This is a genomic window from Marinobacter sp. L-13 (assembly GCF_056857715.1).
Genome location: NZ_JBSXNQ010000043.1, coordinates 49,620 through 76,091 on the forward strand (window position 1 = coordinate 49,620; position 26,472 = coordinate 76,091).

26 protein-coding genes are annotated in these 26,472 nt (G+C 59.1%); 21 read left to right on the forward strand and 5 right to left on the reverse strand.

What is annotated here, in order from left to right; all coding sequences use genetic code 11:
• Positions 1-2 precede the first annotated feature (2 nt).
• From AC13DD_RS05295 to AC13DD_RS05315, 5 genes are all read left to right on the forward strand, one after another.
• Positions 3-464, forward strand: a complete 462-nt coding sequence (locus AC13DD_RS05295; RefSeq protein WP_008172769.1) for a chemotaxis protein CheW — start codon at positions 3-5, stop codon at positions 462-464.
• Positions 465-537: 73 nt separating this feature from the next.
• Entirely contained in the window at positions 538-1,029 is a 492-nt protein-coding gene (locus AC13DD_RS05300) for a Fur family transcriptional regulator (protein WP_008172768.1), read from the forward strand.
• Positions 1,022-1,789: a zinc ABC transporter ATP-binding protein ZnuC gene (gene znuC / locus AC13DD_RS05305; protein ID WP_482930946.1), complete on the forward strand. Its 768-nt coding sequence runs from the start codon at positions 1,022-1,024 to the stop codon at positions 1,787-1,789. Before AC13DD_RS05300 ends, znuC begins: the two co-directional genes overlap by 8 nt.
• Complete coding sequence (znuB, locus tag AC13DD_RS05310; protein WP_008172766.1) at positions 1,776-2,588, forward strand: zinc ABC transporter permease subunit ZnuB; 813 nt, start codon at positions 1,776-1,778, stop codon at positions 2,586-2,588. The genes znuC and znuB overlap by 14 nt, the downstream gene beginning before the upstream one ends.
• Positions 2,589-2,679: 91 nt before the next feature.
• Positions 2,680-3,702 (forward strand): PAS domain-containing protein, encoded by a 1,023-nt coding sequence (locus tag AC13DD_RS05315; protein WP_008172765.1) that lies wholly within the window; start codon positions 2,680-2,682, stop codon positions 3,700-3,702.
• On the opposite strand, the gene AC13DD_RS05320 is transcribed toward AC13DD_RS05315, so the two are convergent.
• Together AC13DD_RS05320 and AC13DD_RS05325 are read right to left on the reverse strand one after the other, a co-directional pair.
• Entirely contained in the window at positions 3,684-3,932 is a 249-nt protein-coding gene (locus AC13DD_RS05320; protein ID WP_092030765.1) for a CDGSH iron-sulfur domain-containing protein, read from the reverse strand. The two genes, AC13DD_RS05315 and AC13DD_RS05320, sit on opposite strands and share 19 nt — an antisense overlap.
• Before the next feature lie 63 nt (positions 3,933-3,995).
• The gene (locus tag AC13DD_RS05325) at positions 3,996-5,078 is read right to left on the reverse strand and encodes a patatin-like phospholipase family protein (RefSeq protein WP_273070362.1); all 1,083 of its coding nucleotides are present in this window, start codon (positions 5,076-5,078) and stop codon (positions 3,996-3,998) included.
• A gap of 195 nt (positions 5,079-5,273) precedes the next feature.
• On the opposite strand from AC13DD_RS05325, the gene AC13DD_RS05330 reads away from it, so the two are divergent.
• Positions 5,274-6,341: a GGDEF domain-containing protein gene (locus tag AC13DD_RS05330; protein ID WP_273070364.1), complete on the forward strand. Its 1,068-nt coding sequence runs from the start codon at positions 5,274-5,276 to the stop codon at positions 6,339-6,341.
• Between the two features lie 19 nt (positions 6,342-6,360).
• On the opposite strand, the gene AC13DD_RS05335 is transcribed toward AC13DD_RS05330, so the two are convergent.
• Positions 6,361-7,281, reverse strand: a complete 921-nt coding sequence (locus tag AC13DD_RS05335; RefSeq protein ID WP_482930955.1) for an alpha/beta fold hydrolase — start codon at positions 7,279-7,281, stop codon at positions 6,361-6,363.
• 196 nt (positions 7,282-7,477) lie between these two features.
• Here AC13DD_RS05335 and folE point away from each other — a divergent pair, with 196 nt between their 5' ends.
• The 12 genes from folE to AC13DD_RS05395 all read left to right on the forward strand — a co-directional run bounded on the left by folE (position 7,478) and on the right by AC13DD_RS05395 (position 20,924).
• A complete protein-coding gene (gene folE, locus AC13DD_RS05340; protein WP_008172758.1) occupies positions 7,478-8,047 on the forward strand; it encodes a GTP cyclohydrolase I FolE in 570 nt (189 codons plus the stop codon).
• Between the two features lie 24 nt (positions 8,048-8,071).
• Entirely contained in the window at positions 8,072-8,446 is a 375-nt protein-coding gene (folX, locus tag AC13DD_RS05345) for a dihydroneopterin triphosphate 2'-epimerase (protein WP_008172757.1), read from the forward strand.
• Positions 8,447-8,469: 23 nt separating this feature from the next.
• The gene (locus AC13DD_RS05350; RefSeq protein ID WP_053113275.1) at positions 8,470-8,907 is read left to right on the forward strand and encodes a CoA-binding protein; all 438 of its coding nucleotides are present in this window, start codon (positions 8,470-8,472) and stop codon (positions 8,905-8,907) included.
• A gap of 220 nt (positions 8,908-9,127) precedes the next feature.
• Entirely contained in the window at positions 9,128-10,330 is a 1,203-nt protein-coding gene (locus AC13DD_RS05355; protein WP_008172755.1) for a cyclic di-GMP phosphodiesterase, read from the forward strand.
• 55 nt (positions 10,331-10,385) lie between these two features.
• Complete coding sequence (locus AC13DD_RS05360; protein ID WP_474545854.1) at positions 10,386-12,653, forward strand: bifunctional diguanylate cyclase/phosphodiesterase; 2,268 nt, start codon at positions 10,386-10,388, stop codon at positions 12,651-12,653.
• A gap of 50 nt (positions 12,654-12,703) precedes the next feature.
• On the forward strand, positions 12,704-13,015 hold the full coding sequence (locus AC13DD_RS05365; protein ID WP_008172753.1) for a hypothetical protein: 312 nt from the start codon (positions 12,704-12,706) through the stop codon (positions 13,013-13,015).
• A 101-nt stretch (positions 13,016-13,116) separates the two neighbouring features.
• Positions 13,117-13,521 (forward strand): MerR family transcriptional regulator, encoded by a 405-nt coding sequence (locus AC13DD_RS05370; RefSeq protein ID WP_175497349.1) that lies wholly within the window; start codon positions 13,117-13,119, stop codon positions 13,519-13,521.
• 6 nt (positions 13,522-13,527) lie between these two features.
• Positions 13,528-16,149, forward strand: a complete 2,622-nt coding sequence (locus tag AC13DD_RS05375) for a heavy metal translocating P-type ATPase (protein ID WP_482902118.1) — start codon at positions 13,528-13,530, stop codon at positions 16,147-16,149.
• Positions 16,150-16,275: 126 nt separating this feature from the next.
• Positions 16,276-16,725, forward strand: coding sequence for a DUF411 domain-containing protein (locus AC13DD_RS05380; RefSeq protein WP_008172744.1), 450 nt, complete (start codon positions 16,276-16,278; stop codon positions 16,723-16,725).
• A 156-nt stretch (positions 16,726-16,881) separates the two neighbouring features.
• A complete protein-coding gene (locus AC13DD_RS05385; protein ID WP_008172742.1) occupies positions 16,882-18,600 on the forward strand; it encodes a diguanylate cyclase in 1,719 nt (572 codons plus the stop codon).
• Positions 18,601-18,673: 73 nt separating this feature from the next.
• On the forward strand, positions 18,674-20,659 hold the full coding sequence (locus tag AC13DD_RS05390; protein WP_053113280.1) for a ribonuclease R family protein: 1,986 nt from the start codon (positions 18,674-18,676) through the stop codon (positions 20,657-20,659).
• A 61-nt stretch (positions 20,660-20,720) separates the two neighbouring features.
• Positions 20,721-20,924 carry a hypothetical protein gene (locus tag AC13DD_RS05395; protein WP_008172739.1) on the forward strand — a complete coding sequence of 68 codons (204 nt, stop codon included), beginning with the start codon at positions 20,721-20,723 and terminating at the stop codon, positions 20,922-20,924.
• Between the two features lie 10 nt (positions 20,925-20,934).
• On the opposite strand, the gene AC13DD_RS05400 is transcribed toward AC13DD_RS05395, so the two are convergent.
• Entirely contained in the window at positions 20,935-21,828 is an 894-nt protein-coding gene (locus AC13DD_RS05400) for an acyltransferase (protein ID WP_039881963.1), read from the reverse strand.
• Between the two features lie 224 nt (positions 21,829-22,052).
• Here AC13DD_RS05400 and AC13DD_RS05405 point away from each other — a divergent pair, with 224 nt between their 5' ends.
• On the forward strand, positions 22,053-23,204 hold the full coding sequence (locus tag AC13DD_RS05405) for an alpha/beta fold hydrolase (protein ID WP_473805798.1): 1,152 nt from the start codon (positions 22,053-22,055) through the stop codon (positions 23,202-23,204).
• Positions 23,205-23,352: 148 nt separating this feature from the next.
• On the opposite strand, the gene AC13DD_RS05410 is transcribed toward AC13DD_RS05405, so the two are convergent.
• Positions 23,353-24,024, reverse strand: a complete 672-nt coding sequence (locus AC13DD_RS05410; RefSeq protein ID WP_273095599.1) for a haloacid dehalogenase type II — start codon at positions 24,022-24,024, stop codon at positions 23,353-23,355.
• A gap of 151 nt (positions 24,025-24,175) precedes the next feature.
• Between AC13DD_RS05410 and AC13DD_RS05415 the strand changes: the two genes are divergently transcribed.
• Positions 24,176-25,381: an alpha/beta hydrolase gene (locus AC13DD_RS05415; protein ID WP_473805793.1), complete on the forward strand. Its 1,206-nt coding sequence runs from the start codon at positions 24,176-24,178 to the stop codon at positions 25,379-25,381.
• A gap of 33 nt (positions 25,382-25,414) precedes the next feature.
• On the forward strand, positions 25,415-26,326 hold the full coding sequence (locus tag AC13DD_RS05420; RefSeq protein ID WP_202346167.1) for a LysR family transcriptional regulator: 912 nt from the start codon (positions 25,415-25,417) through the stop codon (positions 26,324-26,326).
• Positions 26,327-26,472 lie beyond the last annotated feature (146 nt).

The following is a 26,472-nucleotide window of genomic DNA, read 5'->3' on the forward strand; positions in this document are numbered from 1 at the left end:
CAATGAATGACAACAGCCAATCCCTCTCCTGCGTCATGATTCCCATGAGCGGACGGCAACTGTTGCTGCCCAACGTCTCGATTGCGGAAGTGGTCGACTATGCCAGCGCTGATGCCGGCGCGAACACGCCGGAATGGCTGGTTGGCTACCTTGACTGGCGGGGCCTGCAACTTCCGGTGATTTCATACGACGCGGCTAACGGCGGAGCCCTCACCGTTCCGGGCGATAATCGGGGCCGCATCGTGGTCCTTAATACCATCGGCGATCACCACAAGGAAGTCCCGTTTATGGCACTGGTTACCCAGGGCATTCCCAGCCAGGCCCGTTTGGCGGAAGACCAGGTCAGGAAGCTGGAGGGTGAACCGGGGCCGGCGGATCTGATGCAGGTCGAGGTTGAAGGTGAGCATGCCTGGATCCCGAATCTGGAATTTCTGGAATCCCTGGTTGTAAAGTCCCGACACTGACCCGTGCCACTGCCGGACATGGCAGACAGCCCTGCAAATGTTATAATGTTTCAAATTTTGCAGGATTGCGACCATGTCTGCCCGTGCTATTCCCTACCGGCCTCACAACCACGATGCCTGTGTCAGTCAGGCCCTGACTGACGCCCGGACCATTTGCCAGCGGCAGAATGCCCGACTGACGCCCATCCGGGAACGGGTTCTGGAGCTGATCTGGCAATCCCACAAGCCGCTGGGCGCCTACGACGTGCTGGCGGAGCTGTCGTCCGATGGTCATAACGCTGCGCCGCCCACCGTTTACCGCGCACTGGATTTCCTTCAGCAGCATGGGCTGGTGCACCGCATCGCGTCGCTCAACGCCTTTATCGGCTGTACCCACGCGGGTGAAAGCCACACCGGTATGTTTCTGATCTGTCGCGCCTGCGGCAATGTGCTCGAACTGACCGCTCCAGAGGTGTCAACAGAGGTTCGTAAAGCCGCATCCGGCGAAGGCTTCCGGCCCGAGACCACGACGCTTGAAATTGCCGGCCTTTGCCCCCGATGCCAGTCGGAGCCCGGCCATGACTGATCCTCTGGTCAACCTGGAGAACCTCACTGTCCGGTTTGACGAACGCCCCGTGGTTGATCAGGTCAACCTGAAGATTCACCGTGGCGATATCATCACCATCATTGGTCCAAACGGGGCAGGCAAGACGACACTGATCAAGGCCGTACTCGGCATCCAGAAAGTGTCTGAGGGTCAGGTGTCCCTGAAAAAGAACCTGGTGATCGGGTACGTCCCGCAGCATCTGACGCTGGAGGCCACACTGCCCCTGAGCGTTAAACGGTTCATGCTGCTCAGCGGCCGATCCCTCGCGGAATGTGAGTCTGCCCTTGCCCGCACCGGCGTCGGACACCTGCTGCATTCCTCTGTACACCACCTCTCCGGGGGAGAGAAGCAGAGGCTGTTGCTGGCTCGGGCCCTGGCCCGCAAACCGGACCTTCTGGTCCTTGATGAGCCCGCCCAGGGCGTCGACATCAATGGCCAGGCGTCATTGTATGATCTGATACGCCAGCTAAGGGATGACCTGAACTGCGGTGTTATCATGATCTCCCACGACTTGCACCTGGTCATGGCAGCAACCGACAAGGTTATCTGCCTGAATCAGCATGTCTGCTGCAGCGGTTACCCTGCGGACATCTCCCACGACCCGGCTTTCATCGAGACATTCGGTCGCCCCGTGGCAGAGTCCCTCGCGGTCTATCACCATCACCACAACCACAGCCACGATCTGCACGGGGATGTTGTCGAGGGCGAACACACGGAGTGTGACCATGCCCATCATTGACGCGATTCTGGACGATTTCTTCTGGCGCGCCCTGATCGGTGGACTCGGCGTGGCCCTGGTAGCGGGGCCATTGGGCTGTTTCGTGGTCTGGCGACGAATGGCCTATTTTGGCGATACCCTTGCACACTCGGCGCTGCTCGGCATCGCCCTGAGCTTCCTGATCAGCGTGCCGCTGAACCTCGGTGTGATCATCACCTGTGTGGTGCTGGCCATGGCGCTGGTACTCCTGTCACGGACCCGGACTCTGGCAACCGATACCCTGCTGGGCATACTGGCCCACAGCGCCCTGGCCATAGGCCTGGTAACCCTGAGCTTCATGCCGGATGTCCGCGTCGATCTGACCGGCCTTCTGTTCGGGGATCTGCTGGCCATGAGCCGTGAAGACCTGCTGTGGATCTACGGCGGCGCGGCACTGATCATTATCCTACTTGCCGTGCTCTGGCAGGGGTTGCTGATGAGCACGATTCACGAAGAACTCGCCCGGGTGGAGGGTGTTGCCGTAGAGCGGCTTCGCCTGGTTCTGATGCTGATGTTCTCACTGGTCATCGCGGTAGCCATGAAAATCGTCGGCGTGCTGCTGATTACCGCACTGCTGATCATTCCTGCGGCAACCGCCAGGCGCCTGGCCCACAATCCGGAAATCATGGCAGCCATGGCCGTCGGATTCGGGTTTGTCGCGGTGAGCGGCGGTCTGAGTCTGTCCTGGCACCTGGACACACCGGCCGGCCCTTCCGTTGTTGTCACGGCTTTTGCCGTATTCCTGCTGGTCTACGGCGCAGCTGGCAAAGTCCGGACCTGAGCATTTCCCTCTCTTCATGAGCTGGACTAGAGTATAGGAGTAACGTCGGTCTGTTCTGAGGGTACAGACCCAGCCGCAAAGGACGCCCGGCATGGAAAGCTCGACTCCAGCCCGTTTCCGCAGACCGGTCTTATGGCCAGGAATCTGGATTCCCCTGCTTCTGGTCGCCGCCGGCCTGCTGGTAACCGGAATTACTGCAAACATTGAAGCGCGTCGGGCCATGGCGCTTGCCGAAGCGCGATATCACGCCCAGCATCAGGCCCTGGTGAATCATCTGCTGGCCAACGTTCCGGACCAGTCGATGGTGGGCGACCACAACCAACCCGTGTCGGCCTGGCTCCAGGCCCTGTTCAGTGACACCCTGCCGGATTCTCTCGGACTGCGCATCGACACCCTCGAACGACATACCAAGATGCCGCTGTTGGAACTGGGCACCAACGGTTCGGTGGACCCGACACGGGCGCTGCGTACCGAAGTTTCGCCAATGGATCAGAACTGGATACTCACGACCGTGCCGTCTCCAGAGGGACTTGAAGCGGTCGCCCAAGCCTCCCGACGAACCGTCTGGATCGCCGGTGCAGCCCTGTCGGTGTTCGCGGCCGCCCTCACCCTGGTGCTGAACCGACGGCTACACCGGCAAACACTTCACATTCGTGGTCTGGAACAGAGAGAAATTGGTGCTGACCATCAGATCGCCAACTTTCAGGTCGAAAAATCGATACTTCGGCGGGCACTGAACGATAGTGAGCAACGGAGCCGGGATCTGGTGGCCCTGTCCGGTGCGGTCATATGGGAACTGGACGAAAGAGGCAGGATCGGTTTTGTTTCACCGCAAATCGCCGAACTTCTGGACCAGGCACCCGCTGACCTGGTCAACCAGCCCCTGGAGGAACTTGTTGCACCGGCGTCCCGGGACAATTTCCGGCGAGCTCTCGCAGCCGCCCGCAGTGACAGTTCCATTGAACGCGTTGATCTTTCCCTGGTCCATCGTGACCAGGAGACGGAGATTCCAGTAGTACTCAGGGTTCGGGCGCTGAAAGACCCGGTTCACGGCCTCTCGGGCTTCAGGGTGAGTACCCTGCAGCGAATGGCGCTCTACTCGAGCGCTTTGTGACTGCCATCGCAGAGAGGGGCGTTACCGGTTTGCTTGCACCCGCAGAACCACACCCACTCTTTCTTCTCCGCCTCGTATTTGATCGGGGTTATCCCGGTCCCCTTGTGGGAACCGTCACAGAATGGCTGGCTACTACTGCGGCCACAGGCACACCAGAAGTAGTTCTTGCCCGCCTCAACCATCACAGAGAACGGTGTCTTGCTGGCGACCACCGGTTTTTCATCCGACATAACATATCCCCCGATTCGTGACTTTACTGCACCAGTATAGTCACTCTTTCGGAAGCCCTGTGTTCAGAGCGGCCTGATGACATCGGGCAGGCGCCGGGTTTCGGTGAGTTCCATAAACTCATCGCCAAGGCGATCACTCTCGGCAATCGCCGAACGCCAGGCCCGTTCCCGGCCGGCATCGTCACCGGCATAGCGCTCGAAATCCTTCCGGTCCGGGAGCTTGCGGTCAGGCAGGGACTCCAGATAGCTTCTTGATGGCGCAACCAGCAGCACGTCCTGCAACCGGGAGGCGTCGCCCCGCCGCCAGGGCAGGGACTTGTCGAACCAGCCGGGAACCACCTTATCGGTGAAATGCGGGTAGAGCACCACGCCAGGCTGCTGGTAAGGCAGATCCAGGTGGTAGTCCAGCAAACCACCGTCTCGATAGACACCCTCGGGCGCGCCGGGGATATTGCGGACACCGGCCATCACCAGGGGAATGGACGCAGAAGCCAGAAGGGCAGGCAGCAGGTTCTCGCGGGATAACGCCACTTCGTGACTCGGGAAATCCACCAGCTTCGCCAAAGGCGCTTTCAGGCGGGCGTCGTGGATGATGCCCCGCTCCATGAACCTGCCCAGATGACGACGACTGACCATGTTGGCGCTGATCGCGCCCATAAGGCCGAGCCCCAGCCGGCCCCGGGCGTCTTCCGCCAGCATGCCAAGGCTGCGAACGACCACAACGTTCAGTCGGTACCATGGGTGGTTCAGAATGGCGTCTTCCCGCCCACCGAGCAGCTCTTCCAGAAACAGCACGCTCTTGCGGCTCACTTCCTCAGCGCTGACACCCTTGGCAAAGCGTTGTGCGGTATAAAGTTCCGCCAGCCGGGCAAGCTGGGCTTTCGGGTCATCGGAGGAAGCCACGGCGGCAAAACGCCAGCTGCCGATCGACGAGCCGATCAATGATCGCTCCTGGGGAACCCTTGGCAACCAGTCACCGAAAATGGCTTTATCCAGGCCACTTATTCCCAGAGCCTTGGGGCCACCGGCAGCACCCGGAATGACATGCACATCCTCGGGCGACAGCGGCGTTTCCCTGAGGCGCTGCATCGCGCGCCGGCCTGCCCGGATCGTCAGAGCCGGTTCTCGGATGTGAATAGCAGTCATAGGATGGTCCCTGGGCGTGTCCCTGAATCAGTCCCGCGGAGTTTAACGAAGTGGACAAGGCGCGGCCAACTGAACAAAACTAATGGTGGTCATAAACGGCGCTGTCTGCTTCATTAAATGAACGGCCATGCTAGACTTCAAGACTGTCCCGGCACCGGACGCGGGCGGATACGACTCAAACAGCGGGAGTATGCTGTGAATTTTTCGGTACCACCCTCCACCCTTGCCACCAACCCCACACTCGCGGTGCTGGGGTTCAAGCGCCAGTTGGTTTATCACCTGCATTTCTGGGCATTTATCGCCGTAGCGCCCCTGGTTCTGGTGCAATGGCAGCAATCCCATTATCTGCTTTCCGCGGTACTGGTCCTGTTCTGCACGAACGCCCTTCTGGTTATCGCATTCCTGAGGTTCCGGGGCACCTACTTCCTCAAAGGCCGTCTGTTTCCACTGCTCGCCGTGGTCAGTGCCGCCTACTCGACACACATCAATGGCCATGCCGGCCTTTACTGGGCCTACCCGGCTGCCACGGCCCTGTTCTTTTTACTACCGCTCAGGGAGGCGATTGGAAGCAACATTGTTTTCGTTGTTGTTATGGCCGTCGTGTCCTTTTTACGATTTCCCGAGGCCGACTTCTGGCGGATAACCTTTTCGCTGGGTCTCACGTGCCTGTTTGCCATGATTTTCGCCTCGCTGGTGGGCAAGCTTCAGCAGGAACTCACGCGACTGGCAACCACCGATCCCCTGACCGGCTGTCTAAACCGTTCGCAACTGGCTGACATCCTCAACGGTCAGATTCAGATGCGGGAGCGGTATGAGCGGGTCTCCAGCCTGATTCTGCTGGACCTTGACTACTTCAAGACGATCAACGATCAGTGGGGTCATCTGGCCGGCGACAAGGTGCTCACGGAAATGGCACTGCGCCTGAGATCCCGCCTGCGCGAGAGCGATCAGCTGTTCCGGATTGGTGGTGAGGAGTTCATGATCGTTCTGCCGGAAACCCGCCAGAAAGATGCCGATGTGCTGGCAAATCAGCTTCTGACCAGCATCAGCGCACGGCCATTTCTGGAAGATATCAAGGTAACCGCCAGTGCCAGTGTCGCAGAGGTCAGCAAGGGTGAGACCTGGTCAGTCTGGCTGAACCGGGCGGACCAGGCGCTTTACGAAGCAAAATCCCGAGGTCGCAACCAGGTCGTCAACGCGGCCCGGCCGCTACCGGTTGTAGGCCGGGGTGCCGAGGATATGCCCGATTCCGCATCGGGCTGAGGAAAGCCCGCCCCGGGGGTTATCCCTCGCAGCGCTTGCGAAACTCCCGATAGGCACTGAAAACCTCCCAGGGGCACTCCAGATGGGGGTAGTGCCCGATATTCCTGAGGGTGACCACATCACCATCGGGCATCAGTTCCCTGTAGCGTCTGACCATGCCGGCACCCGAGACCGGATCGGCGGTACCCGAAATCAATCGCATCGGCTGCGTTGCCTTCTGCAGCGCGCCAACCCACCGGTTGCGGTGACAGCGCCGTTCTTCCATGAACTGGATCAGATGATGCAGGATGCCCCGGCCGTTGTTATAGGTCAGCAGGTGCCAGAAATCCTCCATATCCTGCCGATCAGGCGGATTCTGGTTTCCGAATAACCGGCGGAAGTTTCGCTCGAAACTGCGTCGGGTCAGGCCCCGGCTGATCAGCCCGCCAAAGGGGCTCCCCAGCAGCTTCTGAATAAGCAGGGGATTGTGGACCTCGGGAAAAAGGGCGCCGTTGAGGAAACAGACACTCGCAATCCGGAAGGGCAGCAGGTCCTCTTGCTCCCTCGCCAGAAGCTCCTGGGCAACACTGCACCCGTAGTCATGAACCAGCAGGTGCACGGACGGCAGACCCAAACCCTCAATCCAGCCCTGAAACAGATCCGCCTGGTCTTCAATGCTGTAATCGTAATCGGCGGGTTTATCGGAAAAGCCAAAGCCCAGCATGTCCAGGGCCAGCACGTTGTGCTGCTGAACCAGCATCGGCCAGAGCCGATTCCAGTCCCAGCTGGCAGTGGGAAATCCATGGATCAGCACCAGCGGTTCTCCCGAGCCTGCCATCCGGCTGAAGATGGCATGTCCCCCGAAACTGAACCACTTACCTCCATGTTGCCACCCTTCCAGGGTGCCTTCCTCGCGCCCCGCGGCGGAAACCCCACCAACGGTCGGCATCACCTCATCCATGCATTGTCCCCGACGAACATTGATAGCCTGAAACTGTAGAACAAACCGGCCGCCACTGCCATAGCCCCACCGCCCATACCACTGGGCGTGGCGGCCAAAGTGGTCTTTTCCGACGATGCCTGCGTAAAGCGTAGAGATGGCGGGCAAATTGCCTTAAGCTTTGGCCCTCGTAAGACACTGCTAACCGGAAAAGACTATGAGTAAACTCCTTGACGACCTCTCAGGGCACTTCCGTGCCATCATCGATGGCCTGGGCGAAGACCCGGATCGCGAGGGTCTGCAAGACACTCCAATGCGCGCGGCCAAGGCCATGCAGTTCCTCACGTGCGGGTACCAGCAGGACCTTGGCGACCTGGTGAACAATGCGGTATTCGAATCGGCCATGGATGAAATGGTCGTGGTTCAGGATATCGAACTCTACAGCATGTGTGAGCATCATATGCTGCCGTTCATCGGCAAGTGCCACATTGCCTACCTGCCCGCCGGCAAGGTACTGGGCCTGTCCAAGTTTGCCCGCATCGTCGACATGTACGCCCGCCGTCTGCAGATTCAGGAAAACCTGACCCGACAGATTGCCGAAGCCGTTGAGAGCGTCACGGGCGCCAAAGGCGTGGCCGTTGTCATCGAAGCCCAGCACATGTGCATGATGATGCGGGGCGTGGAGAAACAGAATTCCCGCATGAAAACCTCGATGATGCTGGGGCAGTTCCGCAAATCCCAGGCAACCCGCACAGAGTTTCTGACGCTGATCAGTAACAATCGCTGAACTATCTGACCCGAGGGAGGGCGCATGACAGACGTCAACGGGAATCACCTGGCAAAAGTCCGCATCAAGGATCTTCTTCTCAGGGCCTACATCGGCATCAAGGAAGAGGAAATCAATAATCAGCAGGACGTGTTGATCAACGTTGCGCTGACTTATGATGCGACGGAAGCCGTAAACCAGAACGAAATCTCCGCCGCCCTCAACTATCGAACCATCACAAAGCAGATCATTCACCATGTGGATGGCAATCGCTTCGCCCTGCTTGAGCGTCTGACCCACGAGGTCCTGACCATCGTCATGGAGCATGAAGCGGTACAGTGGGCCGAGGTGGAAATCGACAAGCCTCACGCGCTACGCTACGCGGAGTCCGTGTCTGTCTGTCTGCAGGCACACCGTTAATCCAGCGAGGTTTCGCCAGCATCATGCCCAGTACCAGCCCGGAACAGTTGCGTGACATCCTGACCACTGTCAGGACCATCGCCCTTGTCGGCGCGAGTGAAAAGACCAGCCGGCCTTCCCACGAAGTCATGGAATACCTGCAGTCCCAGGGCTACCGAATCCTGCCGGTCAATCCCCGCCTGGCCGGTCAGACCGTGCTCGGTGAAACGGTATACGCCGACCTCCGAAGCCTTCCCGAACCGGTGGACATGGTTGACCTGTTCCTGGCGCCGGAGCGCACCGATGCAATTATCGACCAGGCCATCGATCTGAAAATCCCCGTGGTCTGGCTCCAGATTGGCGTCATCAACCATGAAGGGGCGGCGCGAGCGGAAGCCTCGGGGCTGACCGTGGTGATGGACCGTTGCCCCAAGCAGGAAATTCCCCGGCTGGGGATTGCCAGAGTTTCCGGAAACGCCTGATACCCGACCTGCATCAGGAACTGCGTCACACTTCCAGCACTCTTCTGTAACCGGTCTATCAGGTCTGACATAATCACCGGACATAAAACAGAAGACTGGTAGAGCCATGTGGTTCCGACGTAAATCCAGCAAACAGCACCGACATTCCGTCTCGGCGCAGACGGCGCTCCCAACTCATTCGGACTCCCCTGTTTCGACTCTCCAGCGGGTGCGCTTACCGGTGGACCTTCTCCAGCCCGGCATGCGCGTCGTGAGCCTGGACCGGCCCTGGACCCAGGTGCCGGTTCTGTTTCAGGGCTTCACCCTGACTGATGACAACCAGGCGCAGATTCTGCGGCAGTACTGTGAGTGGGTTCTGGTGGAGGATGAAGAATCACGCCTGAACCCGGTGCTCGATCAGATCTCGCTACTCAAGCGTCGCACCAGCGAACCGCTGCCGGAAACCTGCTCTCTCCAGCAGGAACTCCCAAGGGCACACGCAACCTGGAGCCGGACCCAGGCCTTTGTGGAAGAAGTCACCCGACAGATTGAAGCCGGCAATGACCTCAACCTCCAGAGCGCCCGCCCCATCATCCGGGAGTGCGTCGACAGCGTGAAAGCCAACGCAAGCGCCATGTTCTGGATGAGCAGGATAAAGTCCCGGGATGCCTACACCGCAGAGCATTGCCTCAGGGTGGCTATATTCTGTGTCGCCTTTGCCCGCTTCCTGGGCATGCCGGACGAAGACCTGGAGACCGTGGGCATGTGCGGTCTGCTGCACGACCTTGGCAAACTCAGGGTTCCCGACGAGATCCTCAATAAACCCGGCCCGTTGACGCCAGAAGAGCACAGCATCATGCGACAGCACACAACGCTGGGTTACGAATTGCTTTGTGCTGATGTCAATCTGGATCCGATTATCAGCGATGTCTCCCGTCACCACCATGAACGCATGGATGGTCGCGGCTATCCTGAACAGCTGGCGGAGTGGCAGATCAGCCGTTTCGCCCGTCTGGTTTCCATCGTCGACGCCTTCGATGCCATTACCAGCGACCGGTGTTACCGGGATGGGCTACCGGCCTCCGAAGCCATTCGCATCCTGTTCCGTAACCGCGGCCAACAGTTCGACGCTTCCATGGTGGAAGCCTTCATACGGATGATTGGCGTGTATCCGCCCGGCAGCCTGGTCGAGCTGTCGACGGGCGAAGTGGCCATCGTCCTGGCGACCCACCCCCGGCGCAAGCTGAAACCAAAGGTGGAGGTGCTGCTCAATGGCGACAAGCAGCCAGTCACCCCGCGTATCATCGACCTGGGAGGCACGGGTTCCGAACCTGACGAGGGTTCTCCGGAAATTGCACGGCCACTGTCCGACGGCGCCTTTGGAGTCTCGCTTCGGAACCGAATCAAGCAACTGATGGCGGTGGCCGGTAGAAATGCTTCATAATTGCGCTGGCGCTGCCGACTGCCCGGTACCACCGTTTAAAGTCACGGAGTAACCTGTGGAACAACCTGTATCACCTCCCAAACCTGTTGTCTCGGGCCTGCTGAGCCCGCTGTTTCCGGTGGTGATCTTTCTGGTTTTCCTGGGTCTGGCAGCCGGCCTGCGCTACGGGCTGGTACAGCAGGACAAACGTCAGATAGAAGCAAACCTGACCAACGAAGCCCGGGCCATGGCCAACCACCTGGAGCGGGAATTTCTGATCCACGCCGAAGCCATCCGGCGCATGGCCAAACGCCTGGAGGCAGACCCTGCCAAAACCAAACAGGAGTGGCGGCGGGATGCCCGCAACTACCTCGACGACTTCGGCGTTTACCAGGCCATTGAGTGGATTGACTACGATTTCATTATCCGCTGGCTGGAGCCGATTACCGACAACGAAGAGGTCATCGGCTACAACGTCGCCTTCAACGAGGAACGGCGCCAGGCACTGGAACGGGCGAAACAGTCCGGCAGCTGGGATCTTTCCGGTATCATTAATTTGCGCCAGGGCGGCAAGGGCATGGTGATCTATGCACCGGTGGGTGCCGGCCCCGAGAATAATGGCTTTATAGCGGGCGTGTTCAGAATGGAAGTGCTGGCGCGCCAGCTTCTCACCGAGCGGGTTCTGGAATCCTTCCGGGTCGAGATTCGCGAGGCCGGCGAGGTGAGCTATGAACTGAACGTGTCCCAGCCGGTTAGTCGCGACTTTGCCCAGACCCAGGACGTTAATTTGCCGACCCTGGACTGGACATTGACCCTGCGCCCTTCCACTGAATGGGTGGAAAGCCAGTACAGCTATTGGCCGGGGATGACCTTTGCAACCCTTTTGCTGATGGGTCTGCTGACCAGTCTGACCACGCTGCTGGTACAGCTCATTCTCAAGCGCAACCGCGCGCTGCTGAAGACCCGCCGGGAACTGGATCAGGAAATCGCGCAGCGCACCGCCATTCAGAAAGATCTGGCGCGACTGGAATCCACCGACACCCTCACCGGCCTGGCGAACCGTCGGTTCTTCATGGAAGACCTGTCCCACACCCTGAACATTGCCGATCGCCAGATGCGCCAGGTTGCCCTGGTGATGCTGGACCTGGACCGTTTCCAGACCCTCAACGACTCCCTCGGCCACCAGTTCGGGGATGAACTGCTGATCAAGGTGTCCGAGCGGCTGAACCGCCTCAGCAATGAACGCCTGCTGGTGGCCTACTCCGGGGGCGATGAGTTCATGTTCTGCCAGCAACAGGTGGACGACATTGACGACATCATTCACCTGCTGGGCCAGATCAAACAGTGCTTCGACCAGCCCTTCGATGTTCAGGGACAGTCCCACAGCATTACCGCCACAATGGGTGTAGCGGTGTACCCGCAAAGCGGTCTGGATGCGGATACGCTGTTGCGCAATGCCGACATTGCCCTCTACCGGGCCAAGGAACAGGGCCGGAATACCTATCAGTTCTATACCGAGGGCATGCAGCAACGGGAAGTCATGCGTCTTGAACTGGACAAGGATCTGAGCCAGGCCCTGGCCAACAACGAATTCGTGCTCTTCTATCAACCCCAGCTGAACCTGAACACCGGTGAAATCCAGAGCGTCGAGGCGCTGATCCGCTGGCGCCATCCCCGCCGCGGTCTTCTGCCGCCGGTGGAGTTTATCCCGCTGGCGGAAGAGAGCGGTCGGATCACTGATATCGGGCGCTGGGTGGTCATGGCGGCCTGTCGGCAGTTGGCCGCATGGAAAGGCACTCCCCATGAGGGCCTGCGCATTGCGGTCAATCTCTCGGGCCGGGAGCTGGACGACGAGGATCTGGTGGACCACATTCGGGAAGCCCTGGCGGCGGAGAATGTGCCGGCGAATCGCCTGGAGGTCGAGCTCACCGAGGAAATCTTCATCCAGAACATCGAGCACAACCTGAATCAGCTTTCGCGTCTGCACCAGTTGGGTGTTCACCTTGCCATTGATGACTTCGGGGTGGGTTATTCGTCGCTCGGTTACCTTCGGGATTTCCCCGTTGACCTGCTGAAAATCGACCGCTCGTTTATCACGGAAGTCACGGAACGCCATGACGACGCGGTGATTACCCGGGCGGTGATCAACCTGGCTCACAACCTGGGTATTGAGGTGGTGGCCGAGGGCGTGGAAACCGAGGAGCAGCTGAGTTTCCTGAAGAATCATCGATGTAACTTTGCCCAGGGTTATCTGATCAGCCGGCCGATTCCGGTTTCCGACCTTGAGAAGGCTCTGGCTTCCGGCGTTCTGGTGGCGGGCATTACGGCCGATTCCGGATTGTAATTGCCGCGGCCCGTCCCCAAGATACGGGTAAATCCTTCAGGTGAGATTCTATGGCCGCGCAATACCTGACTCCGGAGCAGGACGATAAAATTCGCCAGTGGGAACGCTGGAACCGGAACTATTTCATTTTCGCGTTTGTGGCGCTGACCGTCATTCTGGTGTTCAGCAGTCAGCTTGGGTTGTCCAGCGGTGAAAGCTGGGGCCCCCTGGGTGTTCTGATCGCTGCGCTGATCACGCCTATTATTGTTCTGCAGCTCAAGCTGGCGTGTCCGGCCTGTGGCCACAAGATTGGCTGGCAGGCGAAGCTGATGGCGCCAGATCAATGCAAAACTTGCGGTACGTTTCTGCGCTCGCGGGATTGATAGCCGTCCTTCGATTTTCCCTCCTCAAGAAAACCTTTGACCTGTGAGTTGCTCACAGGTTTTACTCTATTCTTAATTGGTTTGGAGTTTGCCGTGCTGAGGTGGGTACGGTCCGGTTTTACACCCGCGAGAACCTGCTCAAACCGACCCGTAACCCGGACAACAACTACCAGCAGTTCGATGCCGAGGATCTTCGACGGCTTCGGTTTGCCCGTAAGGCGCGGCAGCTGGGATTTTCGTTGCCTGAGATACGACAGATTCTGGATCAGGCGGACAATCATCATTCGCCGTGTCCGATGGTTCGGGATGTGTTTCAGCACCGGTTGGCGGAGGTTGAGCGGGAGATTCAGGAGCTGCAGCAGTTGCGCAAGCGGATGACCGCCGCGCTGGCCGCCTGGCAGGACATGCCGGATGGTACGCCCGATGGCCATACCATTTGCCGGTTGATCGAACACTGGGATGATCCGGCGCCCTGTTGCGGGGCAACTGAACAGAACGAGGAGTGATTCTGGATGACTGACACACCTGTTTTACAAACCACTCTCAGCATTTCCGGGGCTTCCTGCCAGGGCTGTGTGAAGAAGATTCGCAGCGCCCTGGAGCCGTTGACAGGCGATGCTGAGCTGGTTGAGGTCGATCTGGAAAAACAGACCGTGGACCTGCCGGAGGGCGTGGATGCTGATGAGGCGGCTCGGATTGTCACCGAGACCGGCTACCCGGCCGAGCCTTTCCAGGAAGACGCCGAGCCGGCCAGTTGCTGTTCTTCAGGGAATGAGGATGAGGCCGATACCGCCGACGACTCTGAAGATCAGGCAACCGAGGCAGATTCTGCTCCGACTGGTTCTGGGGCAGCAGCCGGTGCGGACGGGCAGATTCATCTGTCCGTGACCGGTGCTACCTGTTCTTCCTGTGTAAACACCATTGAGAAGGCCCTGATGTCGGTCTCCGGTATCAGCCATTCCCATATGAACCTGGCGGACAATACCGCCACGGCCACGGGTGATGCCGATCCCGAGGCGCTGGTGAAGGCAATAGAAAATGCCGGTTATGGCGCCAGCGTGATCGAGGACGAGGACGAAGCGGACGCACGCAAGCAGGAGGAAGACCGGAAGCAGTACAAGACACTGCTGATAAAGATGGCCGTGAGTCTGAGCCTGGGTCTTGGGCTGATGGTCTACGGCATGGGTTTCGACACCATGATGGTGACGGATGCCAATCAGCTCACCTGGCTGAACCTGGGCATTCTCACTCTTGGGGTAATGATCGCTACCGGACGACACTTCTACACTGGTGCTTGGAAGGCATTCCGGCACCATAACGCCAACATGGACACCCTGATTGCCCTGGGTACCGGCACCGCCTGGCTTTATTCCATTGTCGTCACCAGTATTCCCGGCGCGTTGCCGGAGATGGCTCGCCATGTCTACTTTGAGGCCTCGGCGATGATCATCGGCCTGATCAACCTGGGTCAGGCCCTGGAGCTTCGGGCCAAAGGCAAGACATCGGAGGCGGTGCGCCGGTTGCTGGACCTGCGGGCGAAAACCGCGCGGGTGATTCGGGATGGTGAAGAGCAGGACATTCCGGTAGAGGAGGTTCTCAAGGGCGACCACATCCGGGTAAGACCCGGTGAGAAACTGCCGGTCGATGGCGTGATTGCCGAAGGCTCTACTCGCATTGATGAGAGCATGCTCACCGGTGAGCCCATGCCGGTGAGCAAATCGGAAGGCGATGAGGTGTCTGCCGGCACCCTCAACACCCATGGTTCGATTGTCTACGAGGCCACCCGGGTTGGCAGTGACACCGCGCTGGCTCAAATCATCAAGCTGGTGAAAAAAGCCCAGGGCTCGAAGCCTGCCATTGGACGGCTTGCGGACAAGATTTCGTCGGTGTTCGTGCCCACCGTGATGCTGATTGCCGTCGTGGCGGCGCTGGTCTGGTACAACGTCGGGCCGGAACCGGCAGTGGTTCATATGATGGTGGCCGCCACCACGGTGCTGATCATCGCCTGCCCCTGCGCCCTGGGCCTGGCCACGCCCATGTCGGTGATGGTTGGCGTTGGCAAGGCGGCGGAATACGGCGCCCTGATCCGCCAGGGCGATGCGCTGCAGACCGCCGGTAAGCTGGACCTGGTGATACTCGATAAAACCGGCACCATCACCGAAGGTCATCCGGCAGTTACCCGGGTTCATGCCAGCGACGGTGAAGAGCAACGCCTGCTGGCGCTCGCGGCGGGGCTGGAACAACACTCCGAACACCCTTTGGCCGAGGCGATTCTGGCGAAGGCCAAAGAAAAAAGCGTTCAGCTGGAGAAGCTGACCGGTTTCGAGGCCCTGAATGGTAAAGGCGTGCAAGGTGAACTCGACGGCAAGCCCGTGCGTCTGGGCAACCGCCGCTGGCTGGAAGACCAGGGCGTTACGCTGGGCGATCTGGACGATGCCGCCCACTCGATTACCCAAGAAGCCGGCACGCCCCTGTTTCTGGCATTGGGCACCGAAGCTCTGGGGGTCATTGGCGTTGCCGATGCCATCAAACCGGACTCCAAGGCTGCCATCCAGCGCCTTCACAAGGCTGGCATCAAGGTGATGATGGTCACAGGCGATGTCGACGCCACCGCAAAGGCCATCGCGAAAAAAGCCGGCATCGATGACTATCGCGCGGAAGTGCTGCCTGAAGACAAGGCCGAGGTGGTCAGTGAAATGCGCGGCAAGGGCCACACAGTCGCCATGGTCGGCGACGGCATCAACGATGCTCCGGCCCTGGCGGCGGCGGACGTCGGTTTTGCCATCGGCACCGGCACGGATGTGGCCATTGAGAGCGCCGGCATCACGCTGATGCGAGGCTCGCTCCACGGCGTGCCCGATGCCATCGAGATCTCCCGGGCCACGGTGAAAAATATTCACCAGAACCTGTTTGGCGCGTTCGTATACAACACAATGGGTATTCCGGTGGCCGCCGGCCTGCTCTACCCTGTCTGGGGAATACTGATGAGTCCGATACTGGCCGGCGCTGCCATGTCCCTGTCTTCGGTGACGGTGGTTTCGAACGCCAACCGTCTGAGGTTGTTCCGAACCAGTCACCGTCCGGAACAGAACGACAGCAACAGTGATCCGAAACAGCAACAGGAGCGGAACTGATGGAAACAATGCTGGTCAACGTCGGAGGTCTTGCCCTGATGGCAGCCATCGTCTGGTGGTTCTGGCTTTCCGGTTCTGACGACACAGGCTCAAGTAAACATCAACATCACCACTGAGGTACTTGCCATGAAAAAACACACCCTGGCTTTTGGCCTGATGGCAGCCCTGGGATTCAGCACCACGGCGCTGGCAGCCGGCGCAGCCCAGAGCATCCACGTTTACAAATCCCCGACCTGCGGCTGCTGTGATGACTGGATAGATCACCTGAAAGAAAATGGCTTCGAGGTGGAGGCGACCAACACCAACGATATGGGCAGGATCAAGGCCGACGCAGGCCTGATTGCCGGTCTTGGCAGTTGCCATACCGCATTCGTGGGTGACTACGTCATCGAGGGCCATGTGCCAGCCGAGGACATCAAGCGCCTGATCAGCGAAGCACCCCAGGCCACCGGCCTCAGCGTGCCCGGGATGCCCATGGGGTCACCCGGCATGGAAATGGGCGACCGGAAAGATCATTACAAGGTCATCCTGTTTAACGAGGCGGGACAGACCCGGATCTTTTCCGAGCACAATTAACGCCAATAACCAGGCAAGGGCCGGTATTTATCGGCCCTTGCGGCCTCCTTTTCCTCCCGCTTCCTGCCAGTCCCTGTCTGTTTTTTCTACACTCTGGTTAACCAGTGTTCTATCATTGGCGCCCAGAAACCCAGAAAAATCCGAGAGGGATACTCGTTGAGCCTTAAAACCCGCATCCTTGGCCTGGCCGCCAGTCTCATCATCGTGGCTTCCGTGGCTTCGTGGCTGGCCTACCGGGAGCTGTCCGAGAGCATCATCGAACGCTGGGGCCAACAGGTCGCGGAAATACAGGTTCGCTACGACAGCGCCCGCCTGCTGCAGTCCCTGGAGCGGGAAATCGGGTTGGCCAAACAGATGGCCAGTTCCTCCGCCCTGATCAACTGGGCCGCTAATCCGGATGACACCGCACTCCAAGCTGAAGCCATCCGCCAGATGGAGAGTTTTCGTTCCAATTTCCGGGACAACAACTACTTCGTTGCCCTCGTCAACAATGCCCACTATTACTACAACAACGAGGAGAACGAATACGCCGGTAACCAGTTCCGATATGTGCTGGATAAAGACAAGCCGGATGACGCCTGGTTTTTCCAGCTCATAGAAGAAGGTCGCGACTTCCACCTCAACGTAAATCCGGATACCGAGCTGGGTGTTACCAAACTCTGGATTGATGTGCTGATGCGCGATGAGGCCGGCGAAATTGTCGGTATGGTCGGAACCGGTCTGAGTCTGGATGCTTTTCTGCAGGATATTGTCGACATCGGTCAGGAGGGCATCACCACCCTGTTCGTGGATTACAATGGCGCCATCCAGCTCTATCGCGACCGGAACTACATCGACTTCGCCAGCATCATCAAACCCGAAGGCCAGAAGAACACCATCGACCTGCTGTTCGATGATCCCCAGGACAAGCAGCAGATTCTCGGTATGTTGCAGCTTCTCAAGAAGCCGGGCGACCAGGCCGGCCAGGTGGAAAGCGGCTTCGTGACGGTGGATGGCCGCAAGCATCTGGCCGGGGTTGCCTTCCTGCCGGCGATTGGCTGGTTTGAGATCACCCTGCTTGACCTCAATACACTCTTGCCAACCAGCTATCTGTGGCCGCTGGTGGCGGTATTCCTGGGCACACTGCTGGTCACACTGGTGCTGTTCCACCTGATTATCCAGTCCCGGATTCTCAAGCCCATCATGAGCCTGGAACACGCCGTGGAAAAAGTCCGGGAGGGCAGCTTCGATCTGCCGCGGCTGGATAAACCGGATAATGAGATCGGCTGGCTGGCGGATCATTTCGAGAAAATGACCCAGAGCCTCGGCCACTCTACCCGGGAACTCGAAGAAAAAGTCGCTCAAAGAACGGATGAGTTGAACCGACTGGCCCGCGTCGATCCCCTGACCGGCCTGAAAAACCGTCGCGGCCTGGACGAGGTGCTGGATGAGGAAATCCAGCGGGCCCGCCGCCAGGAGACCGGCTTTGGCGTGATCTGGCTGGACATTGACCATTTCAAGAGCATCAATGACAACCTGGGCCATCAGGCCGGCGATCAGATCCTGTGCCGGGTTGCCCTGTGGCTGAAAGCCGGCGTGCGCCCCTACGACCATCCGGGACGCTGGGGTGGGGACGAGTTCGTGGTCCTGTTGTCGCCCTGCGATCCAGAGACACTACACCGTATCGCCCTCCGCATCCGGGAATCCGTGGAACAGGAAAGCCGTAAAACCGGGACCCAGGTCACCGTCAGTGTTGGTGGCTACTTTGCTCTGCCGGGTGACAGCACCGATACCATTCTTCGTCAAGCGGATCGGGCGCTTTATCAGGCCAAGGATGAGGGGCGCAACCGGGTCTGTATTACCACCTCGGAAGACCCGGAGATTAACCCCGCGTAACGGGTCTGACTCATACCGCCATAACCGTTATACTCCGCCCCATCATTCATTTTTTTACCAGCCAGGTTACTTCATGCTCAATGCCGACGCCCTCAGCCAGTTGCGCCAGCTGAAATCGGATATCAAGGACAACAAGGTGGTTTTTCCCGGAACAGTCAAAGCCACCAATGGCCGCTTCGGATTTGTTGCGCTCGACGAAGGCCGGGATGTCTTCCTGCCACCCGAGGAAATGCAGAAGGTGCTGCCCGGGGACCGGGTGAATGTCACCGAGCAGGAGGTTGAGAAAGGCAAAACCCAGGGTGTTGTGGACGAACTGCTGGAAACCCGCCTGAACACCTTTGTGGGCCGTTACCTGGTGAAAGGCAAAGGCCATTTCGTGGTGCCCGAAACCCCGGGCATCAACCGCTGGATCTTCATTCCCCCCAAAGAGCGAATGAACGCCCAGCAGGACGATTACCTCTACTGTCAGATTCACAAGCATCCGATCAAGGATGGCAAGGGCCAGGCCAAGGTACTGCGGGTAATCGGCAAGGCGGGAGAACCCGGTATTGAACGCTCCTTCACCCTGGCTACCTTTGATCTGGCGGACACGTGGCCGGACGCGGTGCGTACACAGGCCGACAGCCTCAGTGAGAGTGATATCGAATCCCGGGAAGCCGGGCGGGAAGACCGCACGGACCGCCCGTATGTGACCATCGACAGCCCGGGCACCCAGGACATGGACGATGCCCTGCTGGCCGAGCCCAACGCCACCGGCTGGACCCTGTCGATTGCCATTGCCGACCCGACCGCTGTGATCGAAACCGACAGCCCCGCGGAGCAGGAGGCGTTCAATCGCGCCACCGCCATTTACTTCCCGGGCGAACCCCTGCCCATGCTGCCTGACAGCATCAGCACCCGCCTGTGCTCTCTGATGCCAGACGTGAAGCGGCTGGCTCTGGTATGTGATCTTCAGGTTAACAACGATGGCAGCCTGGGCGACTACAGCTTTCACCAGGCGGTTATCCAGTCCAAGGGCAAGCTCAGCTACGAGCTCGTCTCAAACCTGATCGAAGGTCGGGAGGACGATGAGATCAAGGCACTTCCGGACGACGTTGCCAACAGCCTGGACCAGTTGCACCAGGCAGCGACAGCACTCAGGAAATGGCGCAGTGAACATGCGCTGCTGAGCGGCGACCGGCCGGAATTCCGCCTCCGGCTCGATGAAAACAAACGCATCCGGCTGATTGAACCGTCCGTCCAGAATGAAGCCCATCGGCTGGTGGAAGAGTGCATGGTCGCCGCCAACCGCTGCGCCGCAGACTTCCTCGCCAACCAGACTGCAGGGTTGTTTATCCAGCACCCCGGGCTACGGGATGATCGCGCCGACAACATCCGGGCACTGATCGACAGCCACGCACCACATCTCTCGGGGGTTGATGCCCATCAGGCCGAAGGCTTCCGGAAACTGATGAAAGAAACCGATGCCCTGGAAGCCGAGGTGCCGGTCAAAGCCATACTGTCCCGCCAGCTGGCCCGGGCCGAACTGAGCTTCAAGCCCGCGCCTCACCAGGGTATGGGCCTGGACGCCTACACCACCTTTACTTCGCCACTGCGCAAGTTCTCGGACTTCTATGTCCACCGGCTGATCAAGTCGGCGCTGTGGGACACCCCCATGAAGGCCTTGACCGAGGATCAACTCGAGGCCCTGCAGGCTGCACAGATCCGCGCCCGTCAGGCGGCAAACAGTCTGGAAGCCTGGCTCAAGAGTGACTTTGCCAAAACACTCGGCGAAGAACCCATGAGCGGTGTGATCAGCCGCACGGTGCCCGCCGGTTTCTTTGTACGGCTGGATGCCAACGGATTGGAAGGGTTCGTCAGCTGCAAGGATCTGGATGGCAAATACAGCTTTGACCCGGTCACTCTTCGCCTGATCCACAACAAGAACGGCCGAATCTTCCAGCTGGAGCAGCCGGTAACGGTAAGCTTTGCAGGCGTGGACGAAGAACGCAGGCAGATCAACTTCAAGCTGGTGGAAGCACAGGAGATCCCGACCGGGACCGGCTCCGACGACGGTTGAAAAACCACACGGGCAGGCGCATCGTACTTACAAGGACATATTCCTTTGATGGAGGTGCGCCATGCCCATCAGCCCTGACGAATTTCTGAAAAAGTACGGTTTTGACAAGGAAGAGGAAGAGCGGGACCACAGCCTGCGCCACAACGCCATGGAGCACGCCAAGCACCTGCGCCGGCCCCATGCGGGGACGCCCCACGACTGGGAAGAGTGGGAGCGCTACAAGCAGGAACACCCGGATGAAGTGGAAGACGACTCCGACAGCTGATGCCCGGTAATTACCGGGCCAGCATCCGCTCCAGCCGTTCATCCTTCGCCTGCCACTGATCCCCCAGCCAGTTTTTCACGTTCCGGCGGTGCTCTGCATCCGTTGAGTAGTCCCGGCCTTTCAGATGCTCCGGGATATCAACGGTGTGGATTTCCATTTTGACTTCCTTGACCCGGCCACAGATAAACTCCCAGAAGGTGGGTGCTCCGTCCGGATAGGCGATGGTCACGTCCACCAGGGTCTGGATCGAATCGCCCATGGCGTCGAGCACGAAGGCGGCACCGCCAGCCTTGGGCGTCAGCAGGTGCTTGTAGGCCGACTTCTGTTTGTCGTGTTTGGCCTGGGTAAACCGGGTGCCTTCGACAAAGTTCATCACACTCACCGGGGTGTACCGGAACTTCTCACAGGCCCTGCGGGTTGACCGAAGATCCTCGCCCCGCTTCTCCGGATGTTTGATCAGGTATTCCCGGGTGTAGCGCTTCATGAACGGGAAATCCAGACCCCACCACGCGAGGCCGATCACCGGCACCCAGATCAGCTGCTGCTTGAGGAAGAACTTGAGGAACGGCGCCCGATGGTTGAACACCCGCTGCATGGCGAAGATATCCACCCAGCTCTGGTGATTGGCCAGCACCAGGTACCAGCTTTCCCGCTGGAGGTTTTCGGCACCTTTCACATCCCATTTCGTGCCATGGGTCAGCTTCATCCAGCCGGTGTTGCAGGCAACCCAGGCTTCCGCGATCCAGATGATGACCCGAGTACACAGGACCCGGAAGCCCTGGATGGGGATGATGAGTTTGAGAATGGCCGGGATGTAGAGCAGGATGCACCAGAACAGGGTGTTGATTCCCAACAGGATAGAATTGAGTACACCGATGACGGGGGCAGGGAGAAAGCTGAGCATGGCGGTCCTGTTTCTGGTTATTGTTTCCAAATAGGGGCTAATGATAGCAACCACAGACTGCATTGGGCAGTGGCCTGAAGTGACCGGTTTGCCCACCGGTTTGGACGCTTCTGCCATGGTGATTTGCACCTCACCATGGATAATCTCGATGTCTGACCTGCAAGACGGGGCAGCAGAGTTCGGTAATCCGTATAGTGAGCGTCAAATTCTCCATGGACATTCCCATGCCCAATCTCTTCAAATCCGCCGCTGACCGGGCGGCTGGCGTTACCCGGCAAACGGCCCTTTATGCCGGCAACGCTTTCGACCGGGTGTTCCGGGCCGCCAGCCTGGTTCAGGCCGGGCAGACGCCGTTTGAAACCCTGCATACCGACGGGCTGGTAAGCCTGCGTTACTACCCGCCACTGGCCGAGGATTTCATCGAGCTGGAAGGCGAGACCATTGCGGTTGAGCGAACGGCCCATAAGACACCGATTGTGATCGTGCCGCCCCTGGCGGTGAATATGCTGATCTACGATCTGTTTCCCCAACGCAGTCTGGTTCGGTTTCTACGTGCCAAGGGGTTCGAGGTCTATCTGATTGACTGGGGCATGCCAACGCGGGAGCACAGTCACTACAACCTGCATACCTATGTCGCCGAGTTGCTACCGGCCTACCTGAACCGGGTCCGCGAGCACAGCGGTGAACAGGAGTTGTCGCTGCATGGCTGGAGTATGGGTGGCATGTTCACGCTGTTCTATTCCGCACTCAGCAACGATCAGCACGTGCGCAACGCCATTGTGCTGGGCTCGCCGATCGACAGTCATGCGTCGGGGATCCTGGGGCTTGTGAATCAGCGCATGGCGGATGTGGCCGGGTTTGTGCGGAAACGCACCGGGTTCCGCCTTCACGATGTGAAACCTCACTGGTTTCATACCCCCGGCTGGGCCAATACCATCGGGTTCAAGCTGACCAATCCGATTGCCAGCGTGATGAGTTACTGGGAATTGATCATCCGTCTGGGTGACCGGGAGTTTGTCACCAGTCACGCCACCACATCGGCGTTTCTGGACCGTATGGTGGCCTACCCCGGCGGGATCATTCAGGACACGGTGGTGCGGGTCTGGATCGACAACCAGTTGTCCAAAGGGGAAATACAGATCGGCGAGGATGTTGCCAGGCTGGACAATGTGAGTGCCAACTTACTGGCCATCGCAGGCGGCGACGATACGCTCGTGACGCCGGGTGCGGCCAAGCGGGTGATGGATCATGTGAGCTCTACGGACAAGACGTTCCGGGTTGTGCCGGGTGGCCATATGGGCATTCTTGCGGGGAGCAAGGCGCCTCGTCAGAGTTGGCTGGAGTTGGCGGAGTGGCTGGCTGTTCGGTCGGACTGATTGTCTTGCTTTGGAGTTTGCCGGCTGGTGTCGGGGAGGGCTTTCCAAAACACGCTCCTTGGGGCACGTCCATGTGACGCTTGACTGTCGCCATCCATGGCGACAGACAGTTTTGGAAAGCCCTCCCCGACACCAGCCTTCGCTGACATCAGAGGTTCTTCAGTGTTACCTCCAACTCTGAAAGACTGCTGATCACTGCTGAGGGCTGAATCCCCCAGTCCTCAAAAACCTTATCCGGATCTCTCTGTACCCAGATTGCGAGTAATCCCGCAGCTCGGGCACCAATGACATCCCAGGCATTGCTGGACACAAGGCAAAGCGGCTTTTCCCAGGCACCAGTGGCTCGCCGGACGTAGGTATAAACGGCAGGGTCAGGTTTGAAGGTTTTAATGTCATCCACCGAAACCAGGCCCTTGAACTGCTCCAGCAGATTGTTGTGTCCCAGGACCTTTTCCAGCGCCGGATAACTTCCATTGGAAAACGCAAACAGCGGATACTGCCCTTTCAGTGTTATCAGTGCCGGCAAGGCATCGTCGAACGCAGGCAGAGACAGGTAAGCCGCCATCAGGGCGTTTTCGCGTTCTTCGGACAGGGTCAGTTTGTGGGTTGCCATGGCGTAGCGCAGAGCTTGGCGGGTGCAGACACCGAAATCTTCGTAGACTTTCATCAGGCCCTTGCGGAACGAGAATTCCAGCTGTTTCTCCCGCCACAACGCGGCTACGCCCTCTGCCCTGTCACCAGCGTCTTCCGCCAGCAGGCGGGACATGCCCATGGGGTCAACCAGGGTTCCGTAGACGTCGAAAGCGAGGGTCATGGTCATCGGTGGGGCTCCTCATCCGGAAGGGGGTTCGGGGTCGTATACTGGAGTCACAGTATCGAGATTTGAACGATCACTCAACACAGTCAGCGATGACGACAGTAATGACCAAAGGAGCGAAACCCACTCGCCGGCTATGACTATCCTCAGGACTTTGCTCGTTTTACTCGCGCTGGCCACCACTGCCGCCTGCGCCACCAGCACTCAACTCTACAGTCCCGGGCCATCAACCCTGGGCGCCGAACCGGTGACCGACTTCGACCGCTACCTCGAATCTGTCAAAGCCTATGTCGATACCAATCTGGTGCCGGTGGACGGGTTTGAGCGGGAGCAGCAGGTACTGTGGAACCTGCCGTACCGGCTGGCACCGGCGGCGGGTTGCAGCTCCGGGGATCGTACCGGGATCCTATTGGTTCACGGCCTGAGCGATTCGCCCTTTGTGTTCCGGGATCTGGCCCGTTACCTTGCAGATCGCTGTGTTGAGGTCCGGACCCTGTTATTACAGGGGCACGGCACCCGGCCCGGGGATATGGTGACGGCCAGCGCCGACGTCTGGCGCGATCAGGTACGCCATCACTTTGTTGCCCTGTCACAGGACGTAGACCGGGCGTTTATTGGCGGATTCTCCCTGGGCGGGGCACTGGCCACAGATTATGCGCTTTCAGAGACCGGGCCGCGGCCAGCAGGGCTGATTGCGGTTGCACCGGCCTGGCAGCTTAACGGTTTGCGGGACTACCTCTGGCTGGCGCCCATCGCCGACGTGTTTGCTGATTTTGTAGAGAAGGAGCCCGAGCTTAATCCGGTGAAGTACGAGTCGTTCTCCTTTAACGCCGGCAGTCAGATCGGCGACGTCATATCGGCGGCCCAGGGCCGGATAATTCAGCAAGAAAGTATCGATATGCCTTTGTTCCTGGCCGCCACGGAGGCGGACTCGGTGATCAATCTCGAATATCTGGTCACGCAGTTCCGGGAACGGTTCAGCAACTCCGGGAACGCCATGGTGATCTTTCGGGATACCCGCACACCCTGGCCCGACGCGCAGGCCGATGGGCGCATCCGTTTCCTGAACAGCTATCTGCCGGATGCCAATATCCTGGAATTCTCTCACCAGTCCCTGCTGGTTGCGCCGGACAACGAACTCTATGGCCTGGGCGCGCCACTGCAGCGATGCCTGGAACCGAATAACATCTCCCTGGAAGGTTGCCGGCAGTTACCCGAGGACGATCTCTGGTTCAGTGCCTGGCACGACACGGAGCGTCCGGTGTATACCAGCCGGCTGACTTACAACCCCTGGTTCGACGATCTGGCAGAGGCTGTTGGAACATTCATTCAGGCAAACGAATCAGGCGAGGCGCCGTAGCGCCACCGCAGGCATCGGGTTACACTGCCATTCATGAACCCGATTGATACATTCAACCTGGATTTCCGGGCCCTCAGCACCTTTCTGGCGGTGCTTGATGAAGGCAGCGTGTCCCGCGCCGCCCTGCGGCTGGGTGTTACCCAGTCAGCAGTGAGTCACACGCTGGAACGCCTGCGCCAGGCCCTGGGAGACCCCCTGTTCGTGAAGTCCGGGCGCGGCATTGTGCCAACCCGCTACGCACTTCAGGCCGGGCCCCATATCCGCCAGATTTTGGATGACCTGCAGTCGCTGTCCTCGGGCCCGCCGTTCAGTCCCGCCACGGCAGAGTTCACCTTCACGATTGCTGCCAATGACTACCAGCGGGACCTGCTTTTGCCGGGCCTGGTGCGAACGTTGCGGCAGGAAGCTCCGGGCATCAGCCTTCAGGTGATTCCATCTGGCATTCCTCGGGCAGACCTTTTGCGGAAGGATGTCTGTGATCTGGTGATTTCTCCCCACGCGCCGGAGGCGACGGACATTATGCAGCGGGGCCTGATGGCCGATCGCATGGTGGTGTTCTATGATCCTGAACACCGGAAACCGCCAGCGGATCTGCCGGAATACCTTAAGGCAGACCACATTGCCCTGTTGTTCGCCACCGGCGAAAAACCGACTGTGGAAACCGCCATGGACACCCGTGGTCTGGTTCGTCGCAATGTGGTGACGGTCTCCAACTTCTCCGGCCTACCGGAGTTCCTCCGCGGAACAGATATGCTTGCTACGGCCCCGGAGGGCATGAGCAAACACTTACTCCGGGACTTCGCCTGGGTTCCGCTACCTTTTGATTTCAAACCCTTTACCCTGCTAATGCTGTGGCACCGCCGCAATCAGAACGATCCCGCCCACAAGTGGCTGCGCAACCAGGTGAATGCCGTTGCCGCTACCCTCAACGGTCTTAAAAGTTAATCAATTAGTTTTGCTCATAGGTTGTATGAGCTTTGCTGGCGTTATCTTCTTACCTCCTCTCACCTAGACTGCCATTACTCGGCGGTCGGCCAGGTTGGGAAAGGCTTTCCAAAACACGCTACGAGCACATCCATGTGCGCTTGTTT